Origin of the sequence: Streptomyces carminius (assembly GCF_002794255.1) — a bacterium.
Taxonomy (GTDB): Bacteria; Actinomycetota; Actinomycetes; order Streptomycetales; family Streptomycetaceae; genus Streptomyces; species Streptomyces carminius.
The window spans coordinates 49185-74770 of the sequence record NZ_PGGW01000050.1 but is presented as its reverse complement, the minus strand read 5'-3'; the positions used below and the strand labels follow the sequence as shown (position 1 = coordinate 74770).

At 74.7% G+C, this 25586-nt stretch carries 27 protein-coding genes and 1 tRNA gene; 13 read left to right on the top strand and 15 right to left on the bottom strand.

Features of this window, described 5'->3' with window-relative positions:
* The first annotated feature begins 25 nt into the window (after window positions 1-25).
* The 3 genes from CUT44_RS14780 (at window position 26) to CUT44_RS33140 (ending at window position 4132) form a co-directional block, all read left to right on the top strand.
* Window positions 26-3547: a S41 family peptidase gene (locus tag CUT44_RS14780; protein ID WP_100201837.1), complete on the top strand. Its 3522-nt coding sequence runs from the start codon at window positions 26-28 to the stop codon at window positions 3545-3547.
* A 112-nt stretch (window positions 3548-3659) separates the two neighbouring features.
* Entirely contained in the window at window positions 3660-3893 is a 234-nt protein-coding gene (locus CUT44_RS14775) for a hypothetical protein (protein ID WP_100201836.1), read from the top strand.
* 74 nt (window positions 3894-3967) lie between these two features.
* The gene (locus CUT44_RS33140; RefSeq protein ID WP_158239598.1) at window positions 3968-4132 is read left to right on the top strand and encodes a hypothetical protein; all 165 of its coding nucleotides are present in this window, start codon (window positions 3968-3970) and stop codon (window positions 4130-4132) included.
* 30 nt (window positions 4133-4162) lie between these two features.
* On the opposite strand, the gene CUT44_RS14770 is transcribed toward CUT44_RS33140, so the two are convergent.
* From CUT44_RS14770 to CUT44_RS14760, 3 genes are read right to left on the bottom strand one after another with little or no spacing between them, the layout of a single operon-like run.
* On the bottom strand, window positions 4163-5074 hold the full coding sequence (locus CUT44_RS14770; protein ID WP_100201835.1) for an SDR family oxidoreductase: 912 nt from the start codon (window positions 5072-5074) through the stop codon (window positions 4163-4165).
* Window positions 5075-6073, bottom strand: coding sequence for an alpha/beta fold hydrolase (locus CUT44_RS14765; protein ID WP_100201834.1), 999 nt, complete (start codon window positions 6071-6073; stop codon window positions 5075-5077).
* Complete coding sequence (locus tag CUT44_RS14760; RefSeq protein WP_100201833.1) at window positions 6070-7620, bottom strand: flavin-containing monooxygenase; 1551 nt, start codon at window positions 7618-7620, stop codon at window positions 6070-6072. Before CUT44_RS14760 ends, CUT44_RS14765 begins: the two co-directional genes overlap by 4 nt.
* Window positions 7621-7821: 201 nt before the next feature.
* On the opposite strand from CUT44_RS14760, the gene CUT44_RS14755 reads away from it, so the two are divergent.
* Both CUT44_RS14755 and CUT44_RS14750 read left to right on the top strand, forming a co-directional pair.
* Window positions 7822-8673, top strand: coding sequence for a MerR family transcriptional regulator (locus CUT44_RS14755; protein WP_100201832.1), 852 nt, complete (start codon window positions 7822-7824; stop codon window positions 8671-8673).
* Between the two features lie 56 nt (window positions 8674-8729).
* A complete protein-coding gene (locus CUT44_RS14750) occupies window positions 8730-9947 on the top strand; it encodes an FUSC family protein (RefSeq protein WP_158239597.1) in 1218 nt (405 codons plus the stop codon).
* On the opposite strand, the gene CUT44_RS14745 is transcribed toward CUT44_RS14750, so the two are convergent.
* Entirely contained in the window at window positions 9935-10732 is a 798-nt protein-coding gene (locus tag CUT44_RS14745) for an exodeoxyribonuclease III (protein WP_100201830.1), read from the bottom strand. The two genes, CUT44_RS14750 and CUT44_RS14745, sit on opposite strands and share 13 nt — an antisense overlap.
* A gap of 23 nt (window positions 10733-10755) precedes the next feature.
* Between CUT44_RS14745 and CUT44_RS14740 the strand changes: the two genes are divergently transcribed.
* Both CUT44_RS14740 and CUT44_RS14735 read left to right on the top strand, forming a co-directional pair.
* A complete protein-coding gene (locus tag CUT44_RS14740; RefSeq protein WP_100201829.1) occupies window positions 10756-11235 on the top strand; it encodes a GNAT family N-acetyltransferase in 480 nt (159 codons plus the stop codon).
* A 113-nt stretch (window positions 11236-11348) separates the two neighbouring features.
* The gene (locus tag CUT44_RS14735) at window positions 11349-12329 is read left to right on the top strand and encodes an arylamine N-acetyltransferase family protein (protein ID WP_100201828.1); all 981 of its coding nucleotides are present in this window, start codon (window positions 11349-11351) and stop codon (window positions 12327-12329) included.
* A 113-nt stretch (window positions 12330-12442) separates the two neighbouring features.
* Here the strand turns inward: CUT44_RS14735 and CUT44_RS33135 are convergent, their stop codons facing one another.
* Window positions 12443-14230: a hypothetical protein gene (locus tag CUT44_RS33135; RefSeq protein ID WP_158239596.1), complete on the bottom strand. Its 1788-nt coding sequence runs from the start codon at window positions 14228-14230 to the stop codon at window positions 12443-12445.
* Between the two features lie 188 nt (window positions 14231-14418).
* Here CUT44_RS33135 and CUT44_RS14725 point away from each other — a divergent pair, with 188 nt between their 5' ends.
* Window positions 14419-15177 carry an SAM-dependent methyltransferase gene (locus CUT44_RS14725; RefSeq protein WP_100201827.1) on the top strand — a complete coding sequence of 253 codons (759 nt, stop codon included), beginning with the start codon at window positions 14419-14421 and terminating at the stop codon, window positions 15175-15177.
* 33 nt (window positions 15178-15210) lie between these two features.
* Here CUT44_RS14725 and CUT44_RS14720 read toward each other — a convergent pair whose 3' ends face one another.
* The 4 genes from CUT44_RS14720 to CUT44_RS14705 form a co-directional block, all read right to left on the bottom strand.
* Window positions 15211-15489: a hypothetical protein gene (locus CUT44_RS14720; protein ID WP_100201826.1), complete on the bottom strand. Its 279-nt coding sequence runs from the start codon at window positions 15487-15489 to the stop codon at window positions 15211-15213.
* 75 nt (window positions 15490-15564) lie between these two features.
* Window positions 15565-16200, bottom strand: a complete 636-nt coding sequence (locus CUT44_RS14715) for a class F sortase (protein ID WP_233221346.1) — start codon at window positions 16198-16200, stop codon at window positions 15565-15567.
* A 5-nt stretch (window positions 16201-16205) separates the two neighbouring features.
* Window positions 16206-17048, bottom strand: coding sequence for a DUF4397 domain-containing protein (locus tag CUT44_RS14710; RefSeq protein ID WP_100201825.1), 843 nt, complete (start codon window positions 17046-17048; stop codon window positions 16206-16208).
* Window positions 17049-17374: 326 nt separating this feature from the next.
* Window positions 17375-17989 (bottom strand): sigma-70 family RNA polymerase sigma factor, encoded by a 615-nt coding sequence (locus CUT44_RS14705; RefSeq protein WP_100201824.1) that lies wholly within the window; start codon window positions 17987-17989, stop codon window positions 17375-17377.
* Between the two features lie 111 nt (window positions 17990-18100).
* Here CUT44_RS14705 and CUT44_RS14700 point away from each other — a divergent pair, with 111 nt between their 5' ends.
* Window positions 18101-19114, top strand: coding sequence for a MerR family transcriptional regulator (locus CUT44_RS14700; protein ID WP_100201823.1), 1014 nt, complete (start codon window positions 18101-18103; stop codon window positions 19112-19114).
* A 210-nt stretch (window positions 19115-19324) separates the two neighbouring features.
* Window positions 19325-19798, top strand: a complete 474-nt coding sequence (locus tag CUT44_RS14695; protein ID WP_100201822.1) for a YxiG-like protein — start codon at window positions 19325-19327, stop codon at window positions 19796-19798.
* Window positions 19799-19801: 3 nt separating this feature from the next.
* Here the strand turns inward: CUT44_RS14695 and CUT44_RS14690 are convergent, their stop codons facing one another.
* The 4 genes from CUT44_RS14690 to CUT44_RS33545 all read right to left on the bottom strand — a co-directional run bounded on the left by CUT44_RS14690 (window position 19802) and on the right by CUT44_RS33545 (window position 21509).
* Window positions 19802-20650: a GNAT family N-acetyltransferase gene (locus tag CUT44_RS14690; protein WP_107488050.1), complete on the bottom strand. Its 849-nt coding sequence runs from the start codon at window positions 20648-20650 to the stop codon at window positions 19802-19804.
* 99 nt (window positions 20651-20749) lie between these two features.
* A complete protein-coding gene (locus CUT44_RS34525; protein ID WP_269846176.1) occupies window positions 20750-20875 on the bottom strand; it encodes a hypothetical protein in 126 nt (41 codons plus the stop codon).
* On the bottom strand, window positions 20872-21357 hold the full coding sequence (locus tag CUT44_RS14685; protein ID WP_100201820.1) for a hypothetical protein: 486 nt from the start codon (window positions 21355-21357) through the stop codon (window positions 20872-20874). The genes CUT44_RS34525 and CUT44_RS14685 overlap by 4 nt, the downstream gene beginning before the upstream one ends.
* Window positions 21354-21509, bottom strand: coding sequence for a hypothetical protein (locus CUT44_RS33545; RefSeq protein WP_199185675.1), 156 nt, complete (start codon window positions 21507-21509; stop codon window positions 21354-21356). The genes CUT44_RS14685 and CUT44_RS33545 overlap by 4 nt, the downstream gene beginning before the upstream one ends.
* Before the next feature lie 357 nt (window positions 21510-21866).
* Here CUT44_RS33545 and CUT44_RS14680 point away from each other — a divergent pair, with 357 nt between their 5' ends.
* The 3 genes from CUT44_RS14680 (at window position 21867) to CUT44_RS14670 (ending at window position 23958) form a co-directional block, all read left to right on the top strand.
* Window positions 21867-22127, top strand: a complete 261-nt coding sequence (locus CUT44_RS14680) for a GntR family transcriptional regulator (RefSeq protein WP_100201819.1) — start codon at window positions 21867-21869, stop codon at window positions 22125-22127.
* Window positions 22128-22756: 629 nt separating this feature from the next.
* A complete protein-coding gene (locus CUT44_RS14675) occupies window positions 22757-23356 on the top strand; it encodes an NUDIX domain-containing protein (RefSeq protein WP_408646733.1) in 600 nt (199 codons plus the stop codon).
* A 122-nt stretch (window positions 23357-23478) separates the two neighbouring features.
* Window positions 23479-23958: a hypothetical protein gene (locus CUT44_RS14670; RefSeq protein ID WP_100201817.1), complete on the top strand. Its 480-nt coding sequence runs from the start codon at window positions 23479-23481 to the stop codon at window positions 23956-23958.
* A 115-nt stretch (window positions 23959-24073) separates the two neighbouring features.
* Here CUT44_RS14670 and CUT44_RS14665 read toward each other — a convergent pair.
* Window positions 24074-24147 (bottom strand) — tRNA-Ala (locus CUT44_RS14665).
* A gap of 102 nt (window positions 24148-24249) precedes the next feature.
* Entirely contained in the window at window positions 24250-25419 is a 1170-nt protein-coding gene (gene sepX, locus CUT44_RS14660) for a divisome protein SepX/GlpR (RefSeq protein WP_100201816.1), read from the bottom strand.
* Window positions 25420-25586 lie beyond the last annotated feature (167 nt).

The window sequence follows — 25586 nt, the reverse complement described above, 5'->3', positions numbered from 1 at the left end:
GCCGTCACCCGTCCGGCGGCCGATCATGGGAGGGGTGAGCGCTTCCTCCGCCCCTCCGGCTCCGCCCGTCCCCCCGGCCCCGGCGGACGGGCAGCCGCCCGGCGTCTACCTCCGGTTTCCGCACCTCCACGGTGAGCTGCTGTGCTTCACCGCCGAGGACGACCTGTGGGTCGCCCCGCTCGTCCCCGAGGGCACACCGGCGGCACACCACCCCCCGCGCGCCTGGCGTCTGACGGTGGACCGCACCCGGATCGGGCACCCCCGCTTCTCCCCCGACGGCCGCCACCTCGCGTACACGACCTGGCGGAGCCTGGACCCCGAGGTCCACCTCACCCCCGTCGAGGGCGGCCCGTCGCGGCAGCTGACGTACTGGGGGGCCGTCGACACCCAGGTCCGCGGCTGGACCCCGGACGGCGACATCCTGGCCGTGGCCTCGCACGGCCAGCCGTTCTCGCACTTCGCCTGGGCCCACCGGCTGTCCACCGACGGCGGCCCCGGCGAGAAGCTGCCCTGGGGGCCGGTGTCGGACCTGGCCGTCGCCGACCTCGACGGCGAGGTCCGCACCCTGCTGCTGACCGGCACCCCGCCGCACGAACCCGCCGCCTGGAAGCGGTACCGCGGCGGGGCGACGGGACGGCTGTGGCTGGAGGGCGAACGCCTGGTGCCCGAGCTGTACGGGCACCTGGACTGCCCGATGATCGTCGGTGGCCGGATCGCCTTCCTCTCCGACCACGAGGGCGTCGGCAACCTCTACTCCTGCCGCCCCGACGGCACGGACCTGCGCCGCCACACCGACCACGCCGACTTCTACGCCCGCCACGCCGCCACCGACGGGCAGCGGGTGGTGTACCAGTGCGGCGGCGAGCTGTGGCTGGTGGACGACCTCTCCCCGCACGCGCGGCCGCGCCGGCTGGCCGTACGGCTGGGCGGGCCGCGCGCCGGACGGCGCGGCTACCAGGTGCCGGCCGCGGGCCATGTGAACTCCCTGGCCGTGGACACCACCGGGCGGGCCAGCGCGGTCGGGGTACGTGGCAGCCTGTACTGGCTCACCCACCGCGACGGCCCGGCCCGGGTGATCGCCGACACCCCGGGGGTGCGGGTGAGGCTGCCGGAGATGCTCGGCTCCACCGGGCAGATCGCCTACGTCACCGACGCCGAGGGCGAGGACGCCGTGGAGATCGCCGGCCTGCCGCGGGCCAGCGGCACCGGCGAGCCGCGGCGGACGGCGGCCGGCCGGCTGGGGCGGGTGCACGAACTGATCGCCGCGCCGGACGGCGAGACGCTCGCCGTCGCCTCGCACGACGGCCGGCTGCTGCTGGTCCGCACCGGCGCCGGGGACGCGGGGAGCGCCGACGGGAGCCCCGGGGACGGCGGCACCGGCGGGGAGCCCGCCGTGGAGACCGGCGGGGAGACGGCCGAGGACGCCCCGCCGCCGGACGCCCCGTCCGACACCGCGCCGGACACCGGCACCGGCGGGGACACCGGGGCCACCGGGGAGGCAGCGGACACCGGTGTCACCGAACTGGCCCGCTCCGAGGACGGCCCGGTGCGCCACCTCGCCTTCTCCCCGGACTCCCAGTGGCTGGCCTGGGCCCAGCCCGGGACCGGCGGCGCCCTCAGCCGCATCCGGATCGCCCGGCTGAGCGACCGGACGACACTGGACGTCACCGAGGGCCGCTTCGAGGACGAGCAGCCCGTCTTCACCCGGGACGGCCGCTATCTGGCCTTCCTCTCCTGGCGCGGCTTCGACCCGGTCTACGACGTGCACACCGGGGACCTGTCCTTCCCGCTGGGCTGCCGCCCGTACCTGGTGCCGCTGTCCTCGGCGACACCCTCGCCCTTCGCGCTCTCCCCCGAGGGCCGCCCGGCGGCCGGCGGACTGGACCCGGACGCGCTCGGCGAGGCCGCCGGCGAGGAGGGCACGGTGCTGGTGGAGGCCGAGGGGCTGGCCAGCCGGGTCACCCCGTTCCCGGTGCCGGCCTCGAAGTACTCCTCCCTCCACCCCGTCAGCGGCGGCGGGCTGGTCTGGCTGCGCTGGCCGATCTCCGGGGCGCTGGGCGAGACGTTCGCCAACCCCGCCGACACCTCCGGCCGCCCCACCCTGGAGCACTTCGACCTGGTCAAGGCCAAGCGGACCGAGCTGACCGGGGACATCGACTGGTTCGCGGTCAGCGGCGACGGCACCCGGCTGGTGGTCAACGACGAGGGCGACCTGCGGGCGGTCCCGGCCACCGAGTCCGCCGACGGCGACTCCACGACCCACCTCGACCTGCGCCGCATCCTGCACGACGTGGACCCCTGCGCGGAGTGGCGGCAGGCCTTCGAGGAGGCGGGCCGGATCATGCGGTCCTACTTCTGGGACCCGGGCATGTCCGGCGTCGACTGGGACGCGGTCCTGGCCCAGTACCGGCCGCTGGTGGAGCGGGTGGCCTCCCCGGACGAGTTCGCCGACCTGCTCCGCGAGACGGTGGGCGAGCTGGGCACCTCGCACGCGTACGTCTCGCCCGCCCGGCGCGACGAGGGGCCCGCCCACTACCAGCGGCCGATCGGGCTGCTGGGCGCCGACCTCGCCCCCACCGGGGACGGCCGGTGGCGGGTGGAACGCGTCCTGCCCGGCGAGTCCTCCGATTCCCGGGCCCGGTCGCCGCTGGCCGGCTCGGGCGTCCGGGACGGCTCGCTGCTCACCCATGTGGACGGCCGCCCGGTGGATCCGGTCGCCGGCCCCTACCCGCTGCTGGCCGCGGCCGGCGGCACCACCGTCGAACTGGCCTTCCTCACCCACGACGCGGGCGACCCGCCCGGCGCGGAGCCGAGCCGGCCCCGCCGGGTCGCCGTCGTCCCCCTCGTCGACGAGCGCCCGCTGCGCTACCAGGACTGGGTGAGCCGGCGGCGGGCGGTCGTACGGAGGCTGAGCGAGGGCAGGTGCGGCTACCTGCACATCCCGGACATGGGCGGTTCGGGCTGGGCGCAGTTCAACCGCGACCTGCGGGTGGAGGTCTCCCGGCCCGCGCTGATCGTGGACGTGCGCGGCAACGCGGGCGGCCACATCAGCGAGCTGGTGGTCGAGGCGCTGACCCGCAAGGTGCTGGGCTGGGACCTGATCCGCGACGCCCGGCCGGTCAGCTACGCCTCCAACGCGCCGCGCGGCCCGATCGTGGCGCTGGCCGACGAGGCCACCGCCTCCGACGGCGACATGATCACCGCGGCGTTCCGGCTGCTGGGCATCGGCCCCGTGGTCGGCACCCGCACCTGGGGCGGGGTCGTCGGGATGACCGGGCGCCACCGGCTCGGCGACGGCACGGTGATCACGGTGCCGATGAACGCGGCGTGGTTCGACGGGTACGGCTGGTCCGTGGAGAACCACGGCGTGGAGCCCGACATCGAGATACTGCGCACGCCCCGGGACTGGACCCAGGACCGCCATCCGATGCTGGAGACGGCCGTACGCACCGCCCTGGACCTGCTGGAGAGGCACCCGGCGGCGGCCCCGCCCGGCTACGGGGACGTGCCCGACCGCTCCCGGCCGCCGCTGCCGCCCCGGCCGTGAGCGCCGCCCTCCGGCGCGTACGCCCGGTGTGCGCGCCCGGCGGGCGGGTACTGGGAAGGGCCATGCCGGTTCCGCGGCGGACCGGACGTCCCGCACCACTTCGGGAGCGCACATGAACAGGCCGGACGAGCCGGACAGGCGCGGCGGGTACACGCGGCGTACCGCCGACCCCCGGAACGAGAGCGAGATCACCCGCGACCACGGCGAACGGGCCGGGAGGATGTCGGGCACCGCCCGCTCCCAGCGGTCCGGCCGCGACCGCGACCGCGAGCAGGACGCCCGGGGGGACCGCCCCCACGAGGACGGCTCCCCGGAGTGGGGCGAGGAGGACCGGCCGCAGGCCTGAGCACGCCCCGCCCGGGCCCCGCACCCCGTACCTCGCACCTCGCACCTCGCCGACCTTGAGACCCGGGAGTACGAATGAGCACCGTCAGTTGGGAGGATGCCAGGCGCAAGGCACGTGAGCGGTGTGAGGCCGCCGGCCTGCCGACGCGGTCGGCAGCGGAGAAGCAGGCGGCGACGGAGCGGCTCGTCGCGCAGGTGCGCGTGTATCGGCTCACCGGGATCGACACGCGCAGGCACTGACCCGGCGCCGGTTCGCCGCCTCGGCGGGGGTCAGCGCTCCGTGCCGGGCTCCGCGCCGGACGGCCGGCGGGCCCGCTCGTCCGCCGCGCCGCCCGCGCCCACCAGCCCGGTGCGGGTGCCGCCCGCGGCGGCCAGCCTGGGCGCGAAGCGCCGCATCTCGCGCTGCCCGACCCGGCCGACGATCCCGGGCAGGAGGCCGCGCACCGACTGCATGCCGCGCAGCCACCACTGCCCGTAGACGTGGAAGGAGCGGCGCTCGACGCCCGCCGCGATCCGTTCCACGGCCGGTTCCAGCGGGTACGTCCGGTTGGCCGGCCAGGGCAGCCGCCCGCGCAGTTCGCGCATCACCTCGTCCTCGTCGGCGCCCCGCACCATGTCGGTGTCGGTCCAGCTCAGATAGGCCACCCCGACCCGCACTCCCTGGTGGCCGACCTCCGCGCGCAGCGCGTGCGCGTACGCCTCCACCCCCGATTTGGAGGCGCAGTACGCGCTCATCATCGGGGCCGGGGTGAGCGCGGCGAGCGAGGCGATCTGCAGCAGGTAGCCGCGCGACTCGATCAGTGCGGGCAGGAAGGCGCGGGCGGTGGTGGCGCTGCCGAGCAGGTTGACCTCGATCACCCGGCGCCAGGCGGTCTCGTCGGAGTCGGCGAACGGGCCGCCGGCGGCCACTCCGGCGTTGGCCACGACGACGTCCACCGCCCCGAAGCGCTCACCGACCTCCCGGGCGACCCGGGCCATCGCGGTGTGGTCGGTGACGTCGGCGTGCCAGTGGGCGCTGTCGGTCGGCAGCGACGCGGAGACCCTCGCCAGCTCCTCCGGCTCCAGGCCGACCAGCGCGATCCGCGCGCCGCGTGCCGCGAGGCGGCGGGCGAGCAGTTCGCCCACGCCCCGGGCGGCGCCGGTGACCACCGCCACCCGGCCCGTGAGACTGTTGCGTGCCATCTACGACGACTCCTTCTCGGCGGGACGTGCGGGACGTGCGGAAGGCTCGGCGGACACGGAAGGCGTGCCCCCCGTCAGATGGTCGCGCACCAGGGCGGCCACGGCGTCGGCGACGGCCCGCGGCGCCTCGATCGGGGTCATGTGCCCGAGGCCGGGCAGTACGGTCAGGCCGGTGCAGTCCGGCAGGGCCGCGGCCAGCCGCCGGGCGTGCGCCGGCGGGGTGAGACGGTCCTTCTCCCCGGCCAGGACGGCGGTGGGCAGGTCCAGGGCGGCGAGGTTCGCGTCCAGGTCCAGCACCGCCAGGACCTCCCGGGCCCAGGAGGCGCGCACTCTGCGCGGGCAGGCGTGCACGATACGGGCGCACGCCGCGATCTGCTCCTTCGTCGCGCCGGGGCCCATGGTCGCGTACCGCAGGACGCGCATCCCCAGGGGTGTCACCGGGCCCAGCGGCAGACTGGAGCCGAGGACGGCCTTCTGGACGCGCAGACGCAGCCGGCCCGCCCGCAGCGGCACCACGGTGGACTCGGCCAGCAGTCCGGAGCTGCCGGTGTTGAGCAGCAGCGCGGCGGCGGCGCGCTCGCGCAGCTCCGGGCGGCCGGCGGCGGCCATGACCGTCATGCCGCCCATGGAGTGCCCGGCCACCACCGCCCGGGCCCCGGCGGCGGCCAGGACGGCGCACAGGTCGTCGGCGAGGGCCTCGGTGGTGTGGCCGCCGGGTCCGGCGGCCGGGGAGCGGCCGTGGCCGCGCTGGTCGTAGACGATCACCCGGTGCTCGCCGGCCAGCAGCCGGATCACCGGCGCCCAGAAGAGCGTCGAGCAGGTCCAGCCGTGCGCCAGGACGACGGTGGGGCCGTCCTCGCGGCCGTGCTCCTCGGCGTGCAGCCGGGAGCCGTCGGCGGAGACGACGGTCAGCTCGCGGCGCGGGGCGGGCGGTGCGTACGGCCCGGTGGCGGCCGGGCCGCCGTTCGTCGGGCCGTCGTTCGCCGGTTCGTCGTTCATCGGGTCCCCTCCGCGGTGCGCGCCGGCCGGCTGTCCTGGTCCGCGGTACGGGCGGGCGCGCGCAGCACCTCGTACTCGGCCGGGTCGATCTTTCTGGTGACCCTTCTGAACTCGGCGGTGGTGCCCGGCCAGACGGTCGTGTTGCGGCCGTTCGCGTCCAGGTACCAACTGTCGCAGCCGCCGGTGCTCCACACCGTGCGCCGCATGCGCTCCTGGACGCGGTCGTTCCAGGCGCGTACCGCCTCGGGGCGGGCGTCGAGCGCGACCCGGCCGGTCCGGCCGCCGGGAGCCTCGGCGGCCAGGGCGTCGAGCCGCCGCAGGTAGTCGACCAGGTAGTTGAGCTGGGCCTCGATGATGAGGATCATCGAGCTGTTGCCGAGCCCGGTGTTGGGCCCGATGACCGTCATGAAGTTGGGGAAGCCCGCGACCGTGGCGCCGCGCAGCGCCGCCATGCCGTCCTTCCACGCCTCGGCGAGCGTGACGCCGTCCGCGCCGGTGATCCGGTGGGCGATCGGCATGTCGGTGACGTGGAAGCCGGTGCCGAAGACCACCGCGTCCACCTCGGCCCCGGTGCCGTCGGCGGCCACCAGGGTGCTGCCGCGCACCTCCTTCAGACCGGAGGCGACGACGTCCACGTTGGGCCGCGCCAGGGCCGGGTAGTAGGTATTGGACAGCAGGATGCGCTTGCAGCCGATCCGGTAGCCGGGGGTGAGTCCGGCGCGCAGCGCCGGGTCCCGGACGGCCTTGTGCAGGTGGCGCCTGGCCAGCTTCTCCACCAGACCGAGCTGGGCCGGGTGCCGGGCGAAGGCGCCGATCTGGAACTCGCGGACCAGCCACAGCGCCCGGCGGCGCAGCGCGCCGGTGACGGGCACCCTCGCGTGCAGCCGGCGCTCGAAGCGGCTGGTCTCGCGGTCCAGGCGCGGCAGGACCCAGGCGGGGGTGCGCTGGAAGACGGTGAGCCGCTCCACCACCGGCTGGATCGCCGGGACGATCTGGATGGCGGAGGCGCCGGTGCCGATCATGGCGACGCGCTTGCCGCGCAGGTCGTAGCCGTGGTCCCACTGCGCGGAGTGGAAGACCTTGCCGGGGAAGCCGGCCAGGCCGGGGATGTCGGGAATCCTCGGGTCCGACAGCGGGCCGGTGGCCGAGACGAGCAGGTCCGCGGTGAGGCTCCCGGCCCGGGTCTCGATCTCCCAGCGCAGCGCCGCGGTGTCCCAGCGGGCCGCCAGCAGTTCGGCGCCGAAGCGGAGGTGGGGGCGGAGCCCGAAGGTGTCGGCGACCCGCTCCAGATAGGCGCGGATGTCCTCCTGCCCGGAGAAGCTCCGCGGCCAGTCGGGGTTGGGGGCGAAGGAGAAGGAGTACAGGTGCGAGGGCACGTCGCAGGCGCAGCCCGGGTAGGTGTTGTCCCGCCAGGCGCCGCCGAGGGCGTCGCGGCGCTCCAGGACGACGAAGTCGGTGACCCCGGCGCGGCGCAGCCGCACGGCGGCCCCCAGTCCGCCGAAGCCCGAGCCGATCACCGCCACCCGTACGTGTTCCCGTTCGGCCACGCCGCCCTCCCGACATAGGTGCCCCCGCGGGCAGAATATGCCAGCGATCACTGGCACTGTTGGAGAGTAGGACAGGAACGTACTCATGGGTAGGGGTGCGGAGCGGGAAGTTACCGCCGGTTGCACCTCCGCCTCACCGTCCCGCCCCACCGTCCCGCCCCGTCCGGCCGGGGGCGGCCCGCGCCGCATAGGCTTCCGGGTGTGGCGGACACGACGGGTCGGACGGCGGACGGAGCGGCGGAAGGGGCGGCGGACAGGACGGAAGGAGCGGCGGACGGGACGGGACGCGCGGAGTACCGCACGGCCGAGCTCGCCGGTGCGGCCGGCATCACCGTGCGCACCCTGCGGTTCTACCGCGAACGCGGACTCCTTCCGCCGCCGCGCCGCGAGGGCCGGATCGCCTGGTACGACGAGCACCACCTCGCCCGGTTGCGGACGATCTCCGAACTGCTGGCGCGCGGCCACACCCTCGGCGGCATCGCCGATCTGATCGACGCCTTCGAGAAGGGCCGGGACTCCGGCCGGGCCGCCGAACTGCTCGGGCTGGACGGCACCCTCGTCCCGCCCTGGTCGGAGGAGACCCCCGTCCGGCTCACCCCCGAGGAGCTGGCCGCCCACTTCCCCGGCGAGGTGACCCCCGAGAACCTCGCCGCCGCCCTGCGGCTGGGCTATCTGGCCGTCGACGGCGACGAGGTGGTCCATGTCAGCCGCCGGCTGCTCGACGCCTCCACCGCGCTGGTGCGCGAGGGCATACCGCTGGCGGCGGTGCTGGAGGCGGGACGCGTGGTCCGCGAGCACGCCGACGCCGTCGCCGGCCTGTTCACCGAACTGATCAGGAACCATCTGCTCGCGGACGCCCGCCGGCCGGCCGGCGCCGGCCCGGAGTGGCTCACCGAGGTCATGGACCGGCTGCGCCCGCTGTCCAAGCAGGTCGTCGACGCCGAGGTGGCCCTGGCCGTGGACCGCCGGATCCGCGCCGAACTGGAGAACTGGCCGCGGCCGGACGACGAGCCCGGAACCGGGACCGCGCCGGAACCGGACACCGGGGCCTGACCGGCCCGCGGGAACCGCCCGGCATGACGGGCCACCCTCGTGGCACCGGTATCTGCATGATGCATACACGCCCTCCGGCGCCGCGCGCCCGGGCCGCCGCCGCGCTCCGCGCCGTACGGGCGGAGGTCTCCTGGGCCGCCCGCGCCGCGCGCCGCGCCGGGCGGGGGCCGGGCCGGGAGCGCGACATGGTCGTCCAGTCGCTCAAGGCCGCGCTCGCCGCCCTGCTCGCCTGGTTCGCGGCAGCCTGGCTGCTGCCCGACGCCTTCGCCCTGATGGCGCCCTGGGTGGCCGTGGTACTGGTGCAGGCCACCGTCTACCGCTCGGTGCGGCAGGGCCTCCACCAGACCCTGGCGATCACCGTGGGCACCGTACTGGCCGCCGCCCTGGTCATCCCCCTGGGCCATCCCATGGCGGCGCTGGTCGTCGTGCTGCCCGTCACCACCCTGCTGGCCAACTGGCCGCGCTTCGGCGACCAGGGCATCTACACCTCCACCGCCGCCCTGTTCACCCTGATCCCGGGCGAGGCGACGCTCGACTCCGCCGTCTCCCGCATCCTGGCGGCACTGCTGGGCACGGCCGTCGGCGTCGGTGTCAACGCGCTGGTCATGCCGCCCGTCTACCTGCGCAGCACCCGCGAGGCGGTGGACGACGTGCTCCGCGAGGCGCGGGAGATCGTCACGGACCTCGCCGACGGCCTGGACGAGCCCTGGGAGCGGGACCGCGTCCGCGGCTGGCACGAGCGGGCCCGCCGTCTCCCCCGGCTGATCCGCGGCGTGCACTCCGCGATCGGCTGGAGCCAGGAGAGCCTGCGGCTCAACCCCGAGCGCCGCCGCCGCACCGAGGCCACGGCGCTGGCGGCGGCGTACGAGGAGACCCTGGACACCCTGGAGGACATCGCCGACCGGCTCGTCGGCCTGACCCGCACCCTTGTGGAGTCCGCTGAGGAGACCGACGACGACCTCCGCCCCGGCCACGGCGTCACCCGCCCGTACGCCGACTTCCTGCGGCAGGTCGACGCCGCGCTGGGCGCCTACGGGCGCACCGTCACCGGCGACGACACCGAGGCGGCCCGCGAGGAGCTGCGCGAGGCCGTCGCCGAGGTCCGCGCCGTCCAGGACCGGCTCCGCGCCGAGCTGCCCGGGCACGTCGCCGCCGTCCCCGAGGGGCTGGCGGTTTTCGGTCCGCTGCTGGCAGAGGCCCGCCGGCTCACCACCTGCCTGCTGCCCCGCGACCGGGACCGCGACCGGGACCGCGACTCCGGTCAGGAGCCGTAGACGACCGTCACCGGCGCGTGGTCGCTCCACCGGCCCGCGTGGTCGGCCGCCCGCTCCACGACCGCCTTCACCGCCCGCTCCGCCAGGCCCTCCGTCGCGATCTGGTAGTCGATGCGCCAGCCCGCGTCGTTGTCGAAGGCCCGGCCCCGGTAGGACCACCAGGTGTACGGCCCGTCCTGGTCGGGGTGGAGGCGGCGCACGACGTCCGCGTAGCCCGCCTCGTCGAGGACCCGGCCGAGCCAGGCGCGCTCCTCGGGCAGGAAGCCGGAGTTCTTCCGGTTGGCCTTCCAGTTCTTCAGGTCCGCCTCCCGGTGGGCGATGTTCCAGTCGCCGCAGACAACGACCTCCCGGCCCGCGGCGGCCGCGCGTTCGCGCAGGGCGGCCAGGTACGGCAGGAAGGCCGCCATGAAGCGCTCCTTCTCCTCCTGCCGCTCGGTGCCGACCTCGCCCGAGGGCAGGTAGAGGCTGGCGACGGTCACCCCGGGCAGGTCCACCTCCAGATAGCGGCCGGAGTCGGTGAACTCCGTCACCCCGAAGCCCACCTGCACCCGCTCCGGCGCGCGCCGGGTGAGCACCGCCACACCGGCGCGCCCCTTGGCGGCGGCGGGGGCGTACAGGGCGTGCCAGCCGGCCGGCTCGCGCACCTCGTCCGGGAGTTGGCCGGGCTCGGCGCGCACCTCCTGCAGGCACACCACGTCCGCTTCGGTGGCGGCCAGCCAGGGGACGTAGCCCTTCTTCGCCGCGGCCCGCAGCCCGTTCACGTTGACCGTCGAAATCGTCAGCACACCGGGCACCTTACGATGCGGTCATGCGCATCGTGCCCGCCGCCTACGACCATCCCGACGCCGTGAAGCTGAACGACATGGTGCAGCAGGAGTACGCCGAGCGGTACGGCGACGAGGGCGACATCACCCCGCTGGCCCCGGAGATGTTCCGGCCGCCGAACGGGCTGTACCTGATCGCGTACGACGCGGCGGACCGCCCCGTGGCCACCGGCGCCTGGCGGGCCCGGGACTCCGGCGGCGAGGGCTACCGGGACGGCGACGCGGAGATCAAGCGCATGTTCGTGGTCCGCGAGGTCCGGGGGCAGGGCCTGGCCCGCCGCCTCCTGGCCCTGCTGGAGGAGGACGCGCGGCAGGCGGGCCGGATCCGGATGGTGCTGGAGACCGGCATCGCGCAGCCGGAGGCGATCGCCCTGTACGAGTCGAGCGGCTACACCCTCACCGAGAAGTTCGGGCTCTACCGCTGCCACGACAGCAGCCGCTGCTACGCCAAGCCGCTGCGCTGAGCGTCCCGTCCCGCTCCTCCCCTCACCCGTGCGCCCCGTCCGCCTTGACCTCAAGTCCGCTTGAGGTCATAGCGTTGGTACCGCCACCGGCTCGCACAGGGAGGGCAGCCACCATGAAGCGCACCCCCACCCGCACCCGCATCCGTCCCCGTGCCGAGATCCGTGCCGGGGCCCGTACCGGAGCCCGTGCCGGAGAGGTCCGCCACTGGGACGACGGGTCACTGGACCTGGACGCCTATCTGGCCCGGATCGGCCACACCGGGGACCTCTCCCCCACCCCGGCGACCCTGCGGGCCCTGCACCGCGCGCACATCACCGCCGTCCCCTTCGAGAACCTGGAGATCGTGCTCGGCCGCCCGGTCCTCCTCGGCGTGCCCGCCCTCCAGGACAAGCTGGTCCGCCGGGCGCGCGGCGGGTACTGCTACGAGCACTCCCGGCTCTTCGCGGCGGTCCTGGAACGGCTGGGCTTCGGAGTGACCGCGCTGTCCTCCCGGGTGGACATGGGGAAGGGCCGTCCCGAGGCCGCGACACACGCCGTCCTGCGGGTGGCGACCGCCGAGACGGCCCGGACCGGGCAGGTGTGGCTCTGCGACGCCGGCTTCGGCAGCGGTCCGCTGGAGCCGGTCGAGCTGGCCGACGGCGCCGGGGTCGCCACCGGCGGCCGGGCCTTCCGCCTGGCGCGGCGCACTTCGGAGCTCGGCACCGGGGAGTGGGTGCTGCGCGAGCGGCGCGCGGCGGGAGCGCCGGGCGAGGAGTGGCGCGAGCTGCACTCCTTCGTGCCCGTCCCGCAGTACCCCGTCGACTGGGAGGTGGGCAACCACTACGTCTCCACCCACCCCGACTCCCCCTTCACCGGCCGCCCGGTCGTCCTGCGCAACGGCCCGGACGTCCGCCACGGGCTGTACGGCACCACCCTGGTGTCCACCCGCGCGGACGGCTCGCGCCGGGTGCGGGAGCTGGAGCCGCACGAGGTGCCCGGGGTCCTGGCGGACACCTTCGGCATCGTGCCGGCCGCGGACGACACGAAGGCGCTCGTCACGGTGCTGGAGCGGCTCTCCGTCCCCCGGACCGCCGAGGGAGCGGCGCGGGGGTGACGCGGGGGTGACGCGGGGCGCGCCGCCGGGGCCGGGCGCGGGAGGGGGAGCGGAACGGGGGTGCGCCACCGGACTGGTGGCGCACCCCCGTACGGGTTCCCGGCACGGCCCGGTCAGGCCACCGCACCACCGGTGCCGCCCGCGCCACCGGCCCGGCGGCCGCGCACGGCGAACACGACACCCGCGCCGGCGGCCAGCAGGACCAGCGCCGCGCCGCCCAGGACCAGCGCGCTCGTACCGGTGAGGGCCAGGGCGCCGTCCCCGGATCCGTCGCCTCCGGTGTCACCGCCGGTGGAGCCGTCGCCGCCCCCGGCGTCCGCACCGTCCTCGCCGGGATCCTTGCCGTCCTCGGCGTCCTCGCCGGGGTCCTTGCCGTCCTCGCCGTCCTCGCCGGGGTCCTCGCCGTCCTCGCCCGGGCCGTCACCGTTCCCGCCCGGGCCGCCGGTGTCGCCGGGGGTCTCCTCGTCGCCGGTGCCGTTCAGCACGATCCAGCCGGTGTCGTTGGCGGGGTCCCCCTCCCAGGGGTTGGCGCCGCCGCCCCACTCCGGCAGCCGGACCGCGCCCTTGGCGCCCCGGACGACCTTGTCGATCCGCAGCTCGAACGGGAACTCCTCGCTGTCCTTCTCCAGCAGCGGGGTTCCGGCCCAGCACAGGTACCGGTCGTCCCGCTCCCCGCCCTCCTCGTTGGACCGCCCGCACGCCCTGGGCGCCTCGGTGACCGTCGCGCCCTCGGGGATGTCCACCGTGAAGCTGACGGGCTCACCACCCGAGCGCAGCGCTCCGAGCCAGGCCGGGCCGTGGTTGTGCAGGGCGACGTCCACCGTCACCGTCTCGCCCTCGGCACCGCCGACCCGCTCGCCGGTGAGGTCGAGGTCGTAGCTGTTCCTGGTGGGGAAGTCCAGCTCGGCGTACTGCGCGTAGTCGCCGGGGTCGGCGTTCCCCACCGGCTCCAGTGTCAGCTTCCGGCCGTCGCCGCGGCGGTAGTCGGCGCCCTCGCGCAGCCGGTCCGCCTCCTCCGGGGAGAGGGCGGTGAAGTAGTAGTGGAAGATGTCGTTCAGCGCGAAGCCGGCCGTCTTCACCGCCACCGGCCTGTCCAGCGCGTACGCCGCCCCGGGGGCGAAGGTGCCCTCGAAGGTGCACAGGGCCACCCGCCGCATGCGCAGCAGGTCGCCCTCCTCCTCCACGGCGTACTCGCAGTTGCCGTACTCCTCGGGGAAGGACAGTCCGCGCGAGCCGCCGAACCGCAGGACGACCCCGTTCGCCGCCGTACCGCCGGCGTTGCGGAAGCCCAGCGGGGCCTCGTAGGTGTCGCCGGGGGCGAAGCCCGCGGGCTCGGAGAGCTCGCGCATCCGGAACTCCGGTCCGCCGACGAGCACGTCGACGGTGTGCTCGGTGAACTCCAGCCCCTCGCCCTCACCCGTGACGGTGATGGTGCCCAGGTCCCCGGCCTCGCTCTCCCCGCTGACGGCGAGACCGATGTCCCAGCGCGGGTTCACCTCGGTGCCGCCGTACAGGTCGTACTCGGTGCAGACGGCCACCAGCCCCTCGGCGCCGCACGGCAGGTTCACGTCGGCGACGCCCGCCATGCCGGTCGCGTCGATGGTGACGCTGTACTCCCCCCGGTGCACGGGTATGTAGACCCCGTCCTCGTCGGTCTCCGCCTCCCCCGGCCCCTTGAGCCGCAGTTCGATCTCCGGCTCGCCCTCGACGGGCTCGGCGTCGAGCGACAGGTCGTACGAGTCCGGCCCGGCGAAGGTCACCGGGACCGGCGCCGGCGGTTCGTCCGCGTGGGCGGTACCGACGGTGCCGGCGGCGCCGGCCGCCAGCAGAGCGGCGGTCAGTCCGCCGGCGGTCCACCGCCGCAGCCGGCGGGCAGGTCTGTGGGGTGAGTGGCGTCGCACTCTTCAACTCCTAAGGAAACAGCCGGAAGTGGGGGCACGAGGTCAGCGGCCCGGGACGGAAGACCGGCGACCGGTTCCCCGGGTTGTACTTGCCGTGGTCACGACTTGGCCGCGCTCCGGCCGGTGCCCGCCGCCGGCAGACCGGTAACCGGTACCCCCGCCCCGCCCGCCGGGCTACCGTTCGCCCGGTGACAGACCACGACGGGCCGCCGCACCTCACCCGGCTCGCCTTCCACGGTCCGCTCTCCGAGGAGCGCGCCGCGCGTGTCGTCCGGCGGCTCGTCCGCACCGGGCCCGCCACCGTCCTGGACGTCGGCTGCGGCTGGGGGGAGCTGACGCTCCGGCTGCTGGCCGCCGCGCCCCGGGCCACGGCCGTCGGGCTCGACACCGACGGGGAGTCCCTGGCCCGCGCCCGCCGCGCGGCGGCCGCCCGCGGGCTGGCGGACCGGGTGGAGTTCGCCGAGGAGTCCGCCCGGGGCACCGTCCGCGGTCCGGCCGACGTGGTGCTGTGCGTGGGCTCCGGACACGCCCTGACCGGTGCCGAACCGCCCGGTCACGTCCCCGCCGCGCTGCGGGAGCTGCGCCGGCTGGTCGCCCCCGGCGGCCGGGTGCTGTTCGGGGAGGGCTTCTGGCAGCGCGTCCCGGCCCCCGCCGAACTGGCCGGGATGTGGCCGGGGGCCTCGGCCGCCGACCACCCGGAGCTGGCCGGGCTGGTGGACGCCGCCGTCACCGCCGGTTTCCGGCCGGAGTGGACCGAGACGGCGAACGGGGACGAGTGGGAGGAGTTCGAGTCGGGCTACCAGGCCGACGCCGAGGAGTGGCTCGCCGCCCACGGCGACCGTCCCGGGGCCGGGGCGGTGCGTGAGCGGCTGGACCGCCACCGCGCCGCCTGGCTGCACTACCGGGGTGTGCTCGGCATGGCGTACCTCACTCTGATCCCGGCCTGAGCCCTGCCTGGGTCCTGCCCTGATCCCGCCCGGTCACCGCTCGCGGACGGGCCCCGTGCCGTCCGGTGCGTCCGTGCCGTCCCCCTCCGCGGTGACGGCGTCGGCGACGGCCTGCCAGACCCGCCCGGGAGGCCGGACCGCGTCGCCGCCCGGCGACGCGGTCCGGGCGGTGGCCACCAGTTCCTGGAGCTCCGCCAGTTCGGTGCGGCAGGCGGCGCAGTGCCCCAGATGGCATCCGGCGGTGTACGCCTCCGCCGGGGAGGCGTCACCGAGGGCGAGGGCGGCCAGGAGTGTGTGGTCGCAGCCGTCCACGCCGCCCTCCTCCCTCGCGCTCCCTCGTGCCCCTCGCGCTCCCTCGCGCGCTGTCCGGTGTGCTCCGCCGTGCGGTCAGTCCCCGGCCGGGACGGCGTACACCACCAGATTGCGCTGGTAGCCGCCGCGTTCGCGGTCGTAGGGGGGCGCGCAGGTGACCAGGGTCAGGACCGGCTGTCCGGTGCGCCGGAACACCTCGGCGGGAAGCCGGTCCTTGGCCACGGTCTCCCGGGCGGTCACCTCGTACCGTACGGCGGGGGCCCCGCGGCGGGCGACGGTCACGGCGTCGCCCGGGCGGATTCCGTACAGCTTGGCGAAGGCGCCCAGTTCACCGGTGCGGTCGTCCACATGTCCGACCAGGACGGCCGAACCGGCGTCGGCGCCGGGCGGCGGACCGTAGCGGTACCAGCCGGCCGAGCCGGCGTCGGCGGGGACCTCCACCGTGCCGCCCTCCTCGACCCCCACCGGGCCGACACGTGCCGTCAGCCCGAGCCGCGGGACGCGTATCCGCACCGGCTCGGCCGCGGCCCCGGAACCCTTCTCCCCGGCCGGACCGGCGGACGGACCGGCCGCGGGCGCCTGAACCCGCGGCCGGTCGCCGAATCCCTCTGGTGCGGCGGTCCCGGAGGGCCACAGCGCCCAACCGAGCATCCCCAGGACCGCCGCCGCGACGGCCGCGAGCGCGGCCCTCGCCGTACCGGAGGTGCGCACGGCCGTCAGTTGTCCCGTGCGTACCGGCGGCGCGCCACCAGCAGCCCGGCGGCCGCGACGGCGCCCGCGGCACCCCAGCCGAGCCAGGTGGTGGCGGCCTCGTTGGACTGCGCCATCGCTCCGCTCTCCCCGGCGTCCACCCCGGAGGGCGCGCCGTGCATGCCGCTGATCGTCTGGGTCTTCAACGCCAGGCTCTCGTCCTCGGCGCTGCCCCAGGCGTAGACGACGTTGTTCGTGCCCTCGGCCAGCTCCAGGTCGGCGGGGCCGAGGACCACGTCGTCGGTCCCGGCCAGGACGACATCGGCGCTCACCGTCCCGGCGGGCACCTCCAGCGACTCCTCGTTCGGGTTCTCCAGTCCCTCGATCACCGGGTCTCCGCCCGCCCGGACGTCCACGGCGGGCGCCGCAGCGACATGACGGACCGTCAGCCGGGACTGACCGGCCGGGATCTCGGAGGTGTCGTTGACGAACGCGGTGAGCATCGGGTCGCCCTGCGCGTTCAGATGGGCGGCGAGCGTGGCGTTCGCCCCGGCCGGCACCTCGACGCTCTTCTGGACGGCGGGCTCGCCGTCGGGGCCCTCGCCGTCGGCGAAGACCTCGATGTCGTAGGTGCCCGGGTCCAGGGACTGGGGCTCGGTGAGGGTGCCGGGCTCGAAGTCGGGAAGCAGTTCGTTCCCGTTGGCGTAGACGTCGACGGTCAGACCGGGGACGGCGTGGAAGACCGACACCATGGCCTTCTCGTCCTGGGCCGGGGCGGCCGCCGCCGAGGCGGGCAGGGCGGCGGTGAGGGCCAGCGCGCACACACCGGCGGCGGTGGCGGCGACGTTCCTGCTGCGCGGGTTCATCATCGAACTCCCTTCGTACGAGCCCCGCTCAACCGCGGGACTCTCACCCCCACTTCCGTGCGAGCGCCCTTCACGGATGCACCACACGACGGGTTTTCCGGATTTCTCGGCTTCCTCGGATCCACTGGTTCTCGTTGCTGTCCACTGGGTCGCCCGCCGGCTCCACCGGCCGGTCGCCGTCGCGCCGCCCACCGCCGTACGGCGGCGACACCCGTCCCCCGACGGCCCGTTCGCGGGCACCTGAGCCAGTATGTGGCGGCACCCGAGAACACGCCATATTTCACCTCAAATCCCTCAGATCACCAGCTCGCAGACCGTTTCACCACCGCTCAGCCCCGGTGACGGAGAGCGTCCAGCTCCCGGCGCAGCCGCAGCAGCCCCCGCCGGGCGTGGGCCTTGACCGTGCCCAGCGGCATCCCGGTCCGGTCGGCTATCCGCTGGTGCGTCAGGTCCTCGTAGAAGGCCAGGTAGAGCACCTGGCGCTGGGCCGGCGGCAGCCCGGCCAGGGCATGGGCGAGCAGGACGCGCTCCACGACCTGGTCGGGGTGCGGCCCGGACACCGCGGGCCCGCCGCCGGCGGCCGCCTCCGTCCGCTCGGCCAGCGCGCGGCGGCGGGTACGGGCGGCCAGCGCGTCGGCCACCGTCCGGCGGGTGATGCCGACCAACCAGCCCGGCAGTGTGCCGCGGTCGGGCCGGTAGCCGGCCCGGCCGCGCCAGGCGGCGAGGAAGACCTGCTGCGTCACGTCCTCCGCCTCCCGGGCGTCGCCCAGGGTGCGGGCGGCCAGCGTGTGCACGAGCGTTCCCCAGCGGTGGAACATCTCCGCCAGCGCCCGCTCCTCGCCGCGCGCCAGGGACCGTGCCAGCTCCTCCTCGGAGTCGGCCGCGCCGAAAGGGGCGGGGCCGGTCCGGCGGGGTGCCCTCTCCTGTACCGCTGTGGGCGTCATGATCTCTCGCTCCTCCCACCGGGCGCGTGGCGCGCCCCGGTACCGACACCGTCGGCGGGCATGACAGCGGAGAACAACTCGCATCGTTTCTGCATCGTTTACTCTGGCGCCATGGCAGAGCACCCCGGCCCCGCCGACCGCCCCTCCGTCGCCGGCCTGAGCACCGGCGCCGTCGCCCGGCGGCTGGGCGTCTCGCCCACCACCCTGCGCTCCTGGGACCGGCGGTACGGACTGGGGCCCACCGTCCGCGCGGACGGCCGTCACCGCCGCTGGTCACCGCGGGACATCGCCGTGCTGGAGCGCATGTGCCGGCTGACCGCCGCCGGGGTGCCCCCGGCGGAGGCCGCCCGCCAGGCCCGCGCCCCCGGCTCCCCGCCCACCCCCGCGCCCGAGCCGCTTCCCGCCGCCCCGCCGCCCCGCACGGGCGGGGGCAACACCCTTCCCGTGGGCGCCGTAGGTCCGGAGTGCCGGGGGCTGGCCCGCGCCGCCGTACGCCTCGACGCGCCCGCCCTGGACCGCCTGCTGGACCGGGCGATCACCGATCACGGGGTGGTCGCCGCCTGGGAGGAGGTGATCATGCCCGCGCTGCGGGCGGCGGGCCGCAAGTGGGCCACCTCCAACGGCACCTCCGACACCCCCTCCGGCGAGCGCTACGTCGAGGTGGAGCACCTGCTGTCCTGGCACGTCTCCTCGGCGCTGCGCCGCGTCACCGCCCGGCCCCGCCCCGGGCCGGAGCCGTCCCCCGCGCCCGGCCCCCCGCTGCTGCTGGCCTGCGCCCCCGACGAGACGCACACCCTCCCCCTGGAGGTGCTGACCGCCGCGCTGAACGAGCGCGGCCTGCCGGTACGGATGTTCGGCGCCGCGGTACCGCCCGAGGCACTGGAGGAGGCCGTACGCCGCACCGGCCCCGCCGCAGTCGTCCTGTGGTCGCAGACCCGGCGGACGGCGGACGCCACCCTGGTCCGCCGGATCCGCGCCCTCACCTGGGGCGTGCGCGGCGCCCGGCTGCGCCCCGCCGTGCTCGCCGCCGGCCCCGGCTGGCGCGGCACCCGCCTCACCGGCGCCGTCCGCCCCCGCGGCCTGCGCGACGCCCTGGACGTGCTCACCGCCGCGGGCGGCGCCTGAACCGCCCGCGGCCCACTCCGGCGGGCACGGCCCCGCGCGATACCCGGCCCGTCTCCGGTTCCGGCCGCGAGGCCACACACCGCGTGGGGCCACCGAAGCGGATGACAAGCAACGTCCCCTGCCGTCTTCCCTTCATCCGCCGGTACGCCCCGGACCGACCCCATACGACGCGAGACGCGTCAACGGGCGTCCCTGCGGTAGAACGCCACCATGGACACGGCGGTACTCCAGCAGCGGCTGGACGAGATCTTCGACCACGCCCTGGTGCACCACGGCTACACCGGCTACATGCGCGACTACGAGGTCGTCGTCCACCTGACCGCCGCACCCTCCACCGGCATCGAGCCGGCCTATCTGCGGTACCTCTTCCGCCACTGCGTCGAGGCACGGTGCGAGACGACGGTGCCGCCCGGGACCTGGCGGGTCTCCCTGGACGACCGTCTCACCGACATCGAGACCGCCGACGGCCTGGACGGGTACGTCTGGGGCGTGAAGTGGCACGTCCTGTACCCCGGAGCGAAGCTCCTCCCCCCGTCCCGAGCGGTCCGGCAGTGGGAGGAGGCCGTCGGCATCGACTTCCACCGGGTGCTCATCGAGACGAACGCCCACCGGCTGACCCTGCTCTTCTCCGACCTGAAGGTGAGCGAGGTCCCGGTCGGCTACGCCCCCTTCGTCACGGACTAGCGATCAGCCGCGTTCAAAGCAGTGCGAGCGGCCTACGACCGAGAAACCCCGGCGCTCGTACCAGTGGCGAGGCCAGTCCGCCGCATCGGCGATGAGAAACCGCGTGCCGCAGTCCGCGTCGACGGCCAGACGCAGGGCGGCGTTCAGGACCGCGTCGGCGTAACCGCGTCCGAGATGGACCTCCGAAGTGACCAGGTCCTCTATCTGAGCCATACCCGTCGCACGGTCCAGATAGAGGTCGGCCCACGATGCGACCTCGCCTCCCTCGGTGTGCGCGCCGATGAAGTGGACGACGTCAGCGCCACGGTGGCGGACCTCTCTCCGGTCGACGAGGTGGCGTATGACCTCGTCGTCGACGTCCGGGAGGAAGTTCCGCCACTGTTCGGCGAGCGGGGCCCGGATCGCGTCGAGGCTCACCTTCCCCGCGTCACGGCCGTGCCGCGTCACCGGTCCGTCGTGCTGCATCACCAGGAGGGTGGAGTGGGTGTACCCGGACCGGAGCAGCGCTTCCGCACACGCCGTTCCGACCTCGTCATCGAGGACGGAGATCATACGGTGCGGTAAATGCCCCAGTGCCTCCTCTGCGACGGCGGGCAGTACGCCGGCGTCGACGACCGTGTCGATGACGATCTGGTTGTTCGCGCGGGAATGCGCGAAGGCGTCGTCATACACGGCGAATCCGCCGGGGACATCGACGCTGTGTGCGGCCTGGTTGCGTGCGAACGCCGACAGGAAGGCGTTGATCCGCCGGAGAGTCCGCGCCGTGACGCGTTCCTCCGGCACACCTTCCGCCGGTACGTGAGTCTGCCCCTTGTAGCCGCTGACGGTGATGCGTCTGACCCTGGGTGACATGGCCTCAATCTATCGACTGGTGCTGTCCGTCCGTATCCGACACCGGCCGCCGTACGGCTCCGGGCGGGGAGGTGAGGCCTTCCCCGCCCGGGGTTCCGGCTATCCGGTCGTGCCCCGCCGCGCGGCCTGCAACAGCAGGATCATCGCCACAGCCGAGGCGGCCACCAGCACGGCCGTCCAGGTGACCGACTCCAGCCGCCCGCGCCGCCGCACGTGCGACATCATGTCCCGTCCCCCGCCCGCTCCCGCCCGGGGCAGGCGAACAGCGCCGCCCACTCCTCCGGCCCGGCGATGCGGTGGGTGTGCGCCGACACCGCGCGGCTCTCGTACGACCAGCCGCCCGGGGTGTCCGCCAGCACCCGCACATGCACCGGATCGTGGTAGGCCGGTGGCGGCAGACAGCCGCGCATCCCGCGCAGTATCGCCGGAACGTCCCGCCCGACCAGCACCCCGTACTCCACCCCGGCCACCGCCCGCGGCGCCTCCGGCCGCAGCGTCCAGCACAGCCGGTACCACCGCTCCCCCACACCCTCAGCGGCCTCCCCGGCCGGGGCGGTCACCCGTCCCTCGTCCGCCGGGTGGCAGCCGCACCCGCACACCAGGTGCCGCAGCCCCGGCACCCCGCTCTCCCGCGCCGGGAAGTCCCCGCACTCGCCGTGCCGCCCGATCGCGCACGGCGCCGACCGGTACTCCTCCGCCCCGCTCACCGCGCTCCCCCGGCCGTGCGCAGGTGAATGTTCCGGGTATCCACATCCAGCCCCACCGTCGCCAGCCACAGCACCCGCCGCCTGCGCTGCCGCACGGCCCGCTCGTACGCCGCCCAGTACGGCCGCACCAGCGCCGACTCCTCCCCCGTCAACGCTCCGCCCTGCTCCCGGCTGTACGGCGAGCACCGAACGGGCACGCGCCCGGCCGCGGACGTACGGCCGGCAGCCGTCGGGCACCCGGACGGCGGTGCCGCCGCCCTCCGGTGCCGCCCGGAGGGCGGGAACATCCGGACCAGAAGCCGCAGAAGGGCAAGGCTGCACGCCCGGCCCAGGGCACCCCCTGTAGGGTTCCCCACTGTCATCAACTCCTTGGAAGTTGGTGGCCACGCCCCCGGACCGTTCCAGCGGTCGCGGGGGTCCTTCATATGGTGAGCGTACACCTAGCATACCTAGCATGCTAGGCAGAGCATGTCTCGCAGCGATAACCACACCGTGCTTACCGTGACCCAGTGATCGACTACGCGTCTGACGTGCCGCGATGGAAGCAGGTGGCCGATGTGATCCGAGCCCGGATCACCGATGGCACCTATCCGCCACGCAGTCGCGTACCGTCCGTGATCCAGTTGCAGTCCGAGTTCGGAATCGCGCAGGCCACGGCACAGAAGGTTCTCTCCCGACTACGGGATGAAGGTGCGACGTACACAGTGCCGGGGCTTGGCTCGTTCGTGGCCGAGCAGCCGACGGCGGGCAGCGAGAGCGAACAAGACTGAGGCATCAGACGACGCGGTGCTCTCCCCGCAGGGCGGGCTCGTCGCCGTTCCAGTAGACGTGCGCCTGACCGGGGACGCCTCCCACCGCATCCCGACCCGCCACCGGGGTCAGCACGGGTCGGAGTGCGAGGTGGGGCGGTGCCGAGTGCACCACCTCTGCGCCTACGGCAACCCCGCGCCTGCTCCCCCGCGCACGCGGACGACCTGCCCACCCGCAGCAGATTCACGGGCACGGCCCCACGCGAGTGAGCGCGTTCAACCTGAGCCGACCGCCCCCGGAAACGAGTGGCTGCGCTGCTCCGCCCGGTGCGGATCGGTATCCAGTGGGACCCTGGCGCGAGCGGTCAGGGAGACGTTTGCGGTTCTACCCGAACCGGCTGCCGGACACGGGGCGCAGACGGGCGACGGCGGAAGGGGACGGGGAGGGGCGGTTGGTCTGGACACCTGGGGTCCCCCATGCCGAAGGCAAGGGGAGTTATTTGCGGCCAATGAGAGGGCGACAAAGCGTGACGCGGCAACGGCCGTAAATAATGCCGTCCAGACCGACCGCCCCGGACCGGCCCCGCCCCAGTCGGCACCGCACCCGCACCCGCACCCAGAACACCTGGCCCACCGCCGAAAGGACCCTCGTGCCCCAGTCCCAAAACGGTGCCCGGTCCGAGGCGCTCAGGCCCACGCTCGAATCGACGACCCTGCTGGTCGCGGCTGTCATCGTCCACGACAGGGCCACTGACCGGATCGTCCTGCTCCAGCGCGGCCCCCGGTCCGCGTTCGCCCCGGGCCTGTGGGACCTCCCCACCGGCAAGAGCGAACCGGACGAGCCCGTCACCGGGACCGCCGTACGCGAGCTGCGCGAGGAGACCGGCCTGACCGTCGAACCCGATTCCCTGCACGCCGTCCACCTGGTCCACGGCTCCCCGCGGCCCACCGCACCCAACGGCTTCCTCACCGTCGTCTTCGCCGCCCACGAGTGGGCCGGCGAGCCGGACAACCGGGAGCCCGAGAAACACGCCCAGATTCGCTGGTTCGATACGGCCGCCCTGCCCGGCAACCTCGTGCCCTCCAACGCCCGCGCTCTCCGCGCCTACCTCAACGACAACGGCACCGGGCTCTCCCTGCACGGCTGGGACGGCCGACCCGGCGACACCACCCACGCCGGACGGCCCGTCAGCCGTCCCCGGGCAACGAAACACGTCGAGGCCCCTCCCGCTGATCTCCAGTTCCACTGACGGACGGAACGGACCCGATCACCGGCGATCGGCCGCGGCGGGGTGTGCGCGACAGGTCCACCGCTCCGCGCTCCTCTTTCGGGTGAGGGCACCAGGGCAAGTTTCAAAGTAGTTTCAAAGTCATGAGTACCGAGAACGCAGCCGTGAACTTCTCCGAGCTGGTGAACAGGAACAAGCAGACGCTTGCCCGACTCAAGGAATCGCCGAGGCTGCTCCTGCATCGCAGAGACGGCGAGGATCTGGTCCTCACCACCGCGGCGCGGGCCGAGCAGGATCAGACCGTGGTGTCGGCAGCCACCCGGATGCTGGCCTCGCTGGCCCGCCGGGAGCCCGGCGGCATGGAACTGCTCCTCGGCATACTGCCGGACGTCTTCCCCTGGGTTCGTTTCCTGCCCGAGCCCGATCTCCACGCCTTCACCGTCGAGCTGGTCGACACCATGCGCGCCGCCGACTCGCTCGGGAACAGCGCGTCCGTCGCCCAGTTGCTCATCACCTGGCAGCACACCGCCGAGGTGCACTCCGACCCCGAGCTGCTGGCCGCACTGACCAGGGATCACGCCGAGGACTACGGCCCGGCAACGAACCCGCGGGATGTCGCATGACCGGCACGCCGCCCAGAGCGTGAACGGCAGAAACGACGAAGACCCCGACCGGCCATGAAGACCGACGGGATCTCGTCAACTGCTCCCAAGCGAACGCGAGAGCAGCCGGATGTTGTGGACCTGAGGGGATTTGAACCCCTGACCCCCTCGATGCGAACGAGGTGCGCTACCGGACTGCGCTACAGGCCCCTGCAACGGGTGAAACCCTAGCATCCTCACCGCCGTGCGCGGAAATCCGTTCCGCGCTGGTCATGCCCCGGACCGGCGCCGGAGAGGGGTTGGGCGGGCGGGTCACTCGTTGGCGGCGCGCGGGCGGTCCTCGTCGGCGTACTGGTCGAACAGCGGGGTCTGGCTGCGCCGGGAGGAGGAGCGGTCGGACCGGCTCCGGTCGGACCGGCCGGACGGCGCGGCGGGCGCCTGGGCGGAGGTCGGAGTCTGAGCCGGGGCCGGCGTCGGGGCCGTGGCGGAACGGGCCGAGCTCCAGGCGTCCGGGGCGTCCAGGTCCACGCCGCCGGCGGTGCGCGGGGCGACCGGGGCGTTGACGTAGGTGGGCAGCGGTACGGGGGTGGGCTCCCAGCCGCCGTCCGCCGAGCCGGGGGCGCGCTCGCGCCGCTGGGAGTCGACCCACTCGGCGTGGTCCGTCTGCTCCACCAGGGCCCGCCGCTCGGCGGCGGCCCTCGGGTCGGTGTCGGGAACGGGCGCGGGCGCGGGCGCGGCCTCGGCCCCGGCCCCGGCCCCGGACTTCGGCTGCGACTTCGGAGCGGCCGGCGGCGCGGCGGCGCGGTTCTCGCGCAGCCGGCGGGCGGCGGCCTCGGCACGGCGGCGGTCCATGACGACGACGAAGCGGCGGCGCTCCTGGGCGCGCAGATGGGCGATGTACGCGCTCAGCAGCCCGGCCGGGATCGCCGGGGCCCACAGGAAGGCGACCCCGCCGACCGCCGCGACGACCGCGCCGAGCGTGAAGGCGAGGAAGAGCCCCATGGTGGTGCGGCGGCGGCGGGCCAGCAGCCTGGCCCGCTTCCGGCGGCCGGAGTCGTCGGCGCGGTCGTCGCGGTCACCGCGGCCGGTACCTCCGGCACGCTCCGGGTGCGGGCGCACCTGGGTGGGGGCCTCGGCGCGGGTGATCGCCGTGCGGGAGAGGATCTCGTGGTGCTCGGTCACGGGGTCGGCGAGGGCACGCACGTCCACACCCGCCACACCGTCGGCGGGCAGGCTCGTGGCGTCGTCGTCGGTGACCGCCCCGCTGACCGCGAGGTCGCCCTCCTCGCGCCCGGCCGCCTCCAGCTCCCTGGCGCAGCGGCGCTCCATGGCCGCTCGGCCGGAGAGCAGCCGGATGGCGGTGCCGAAGCGCTCCGTCGGACGGGCTTCGTTGAGCTCGTCCTGCCGACGGAGCCACATCGGCACGAGGTAGGCGGCCCAGGCCCCGACGATGACTGCGTAGATGAGGCCGCTGCTGCTCACCCCCCACACGGTAGAGGGATTTCCCGGGAGCGATAGGCCAATTGGCGCGGTGTGTCGCACGATCTGGCTGATATCCCTACCGTTTTTTGCGTTTGTCGGATCACTTTTCCGCAATTATGTACGACGAGTAATCAGCGGGTCGCCGCCGGACAGGAAAATCGAACATT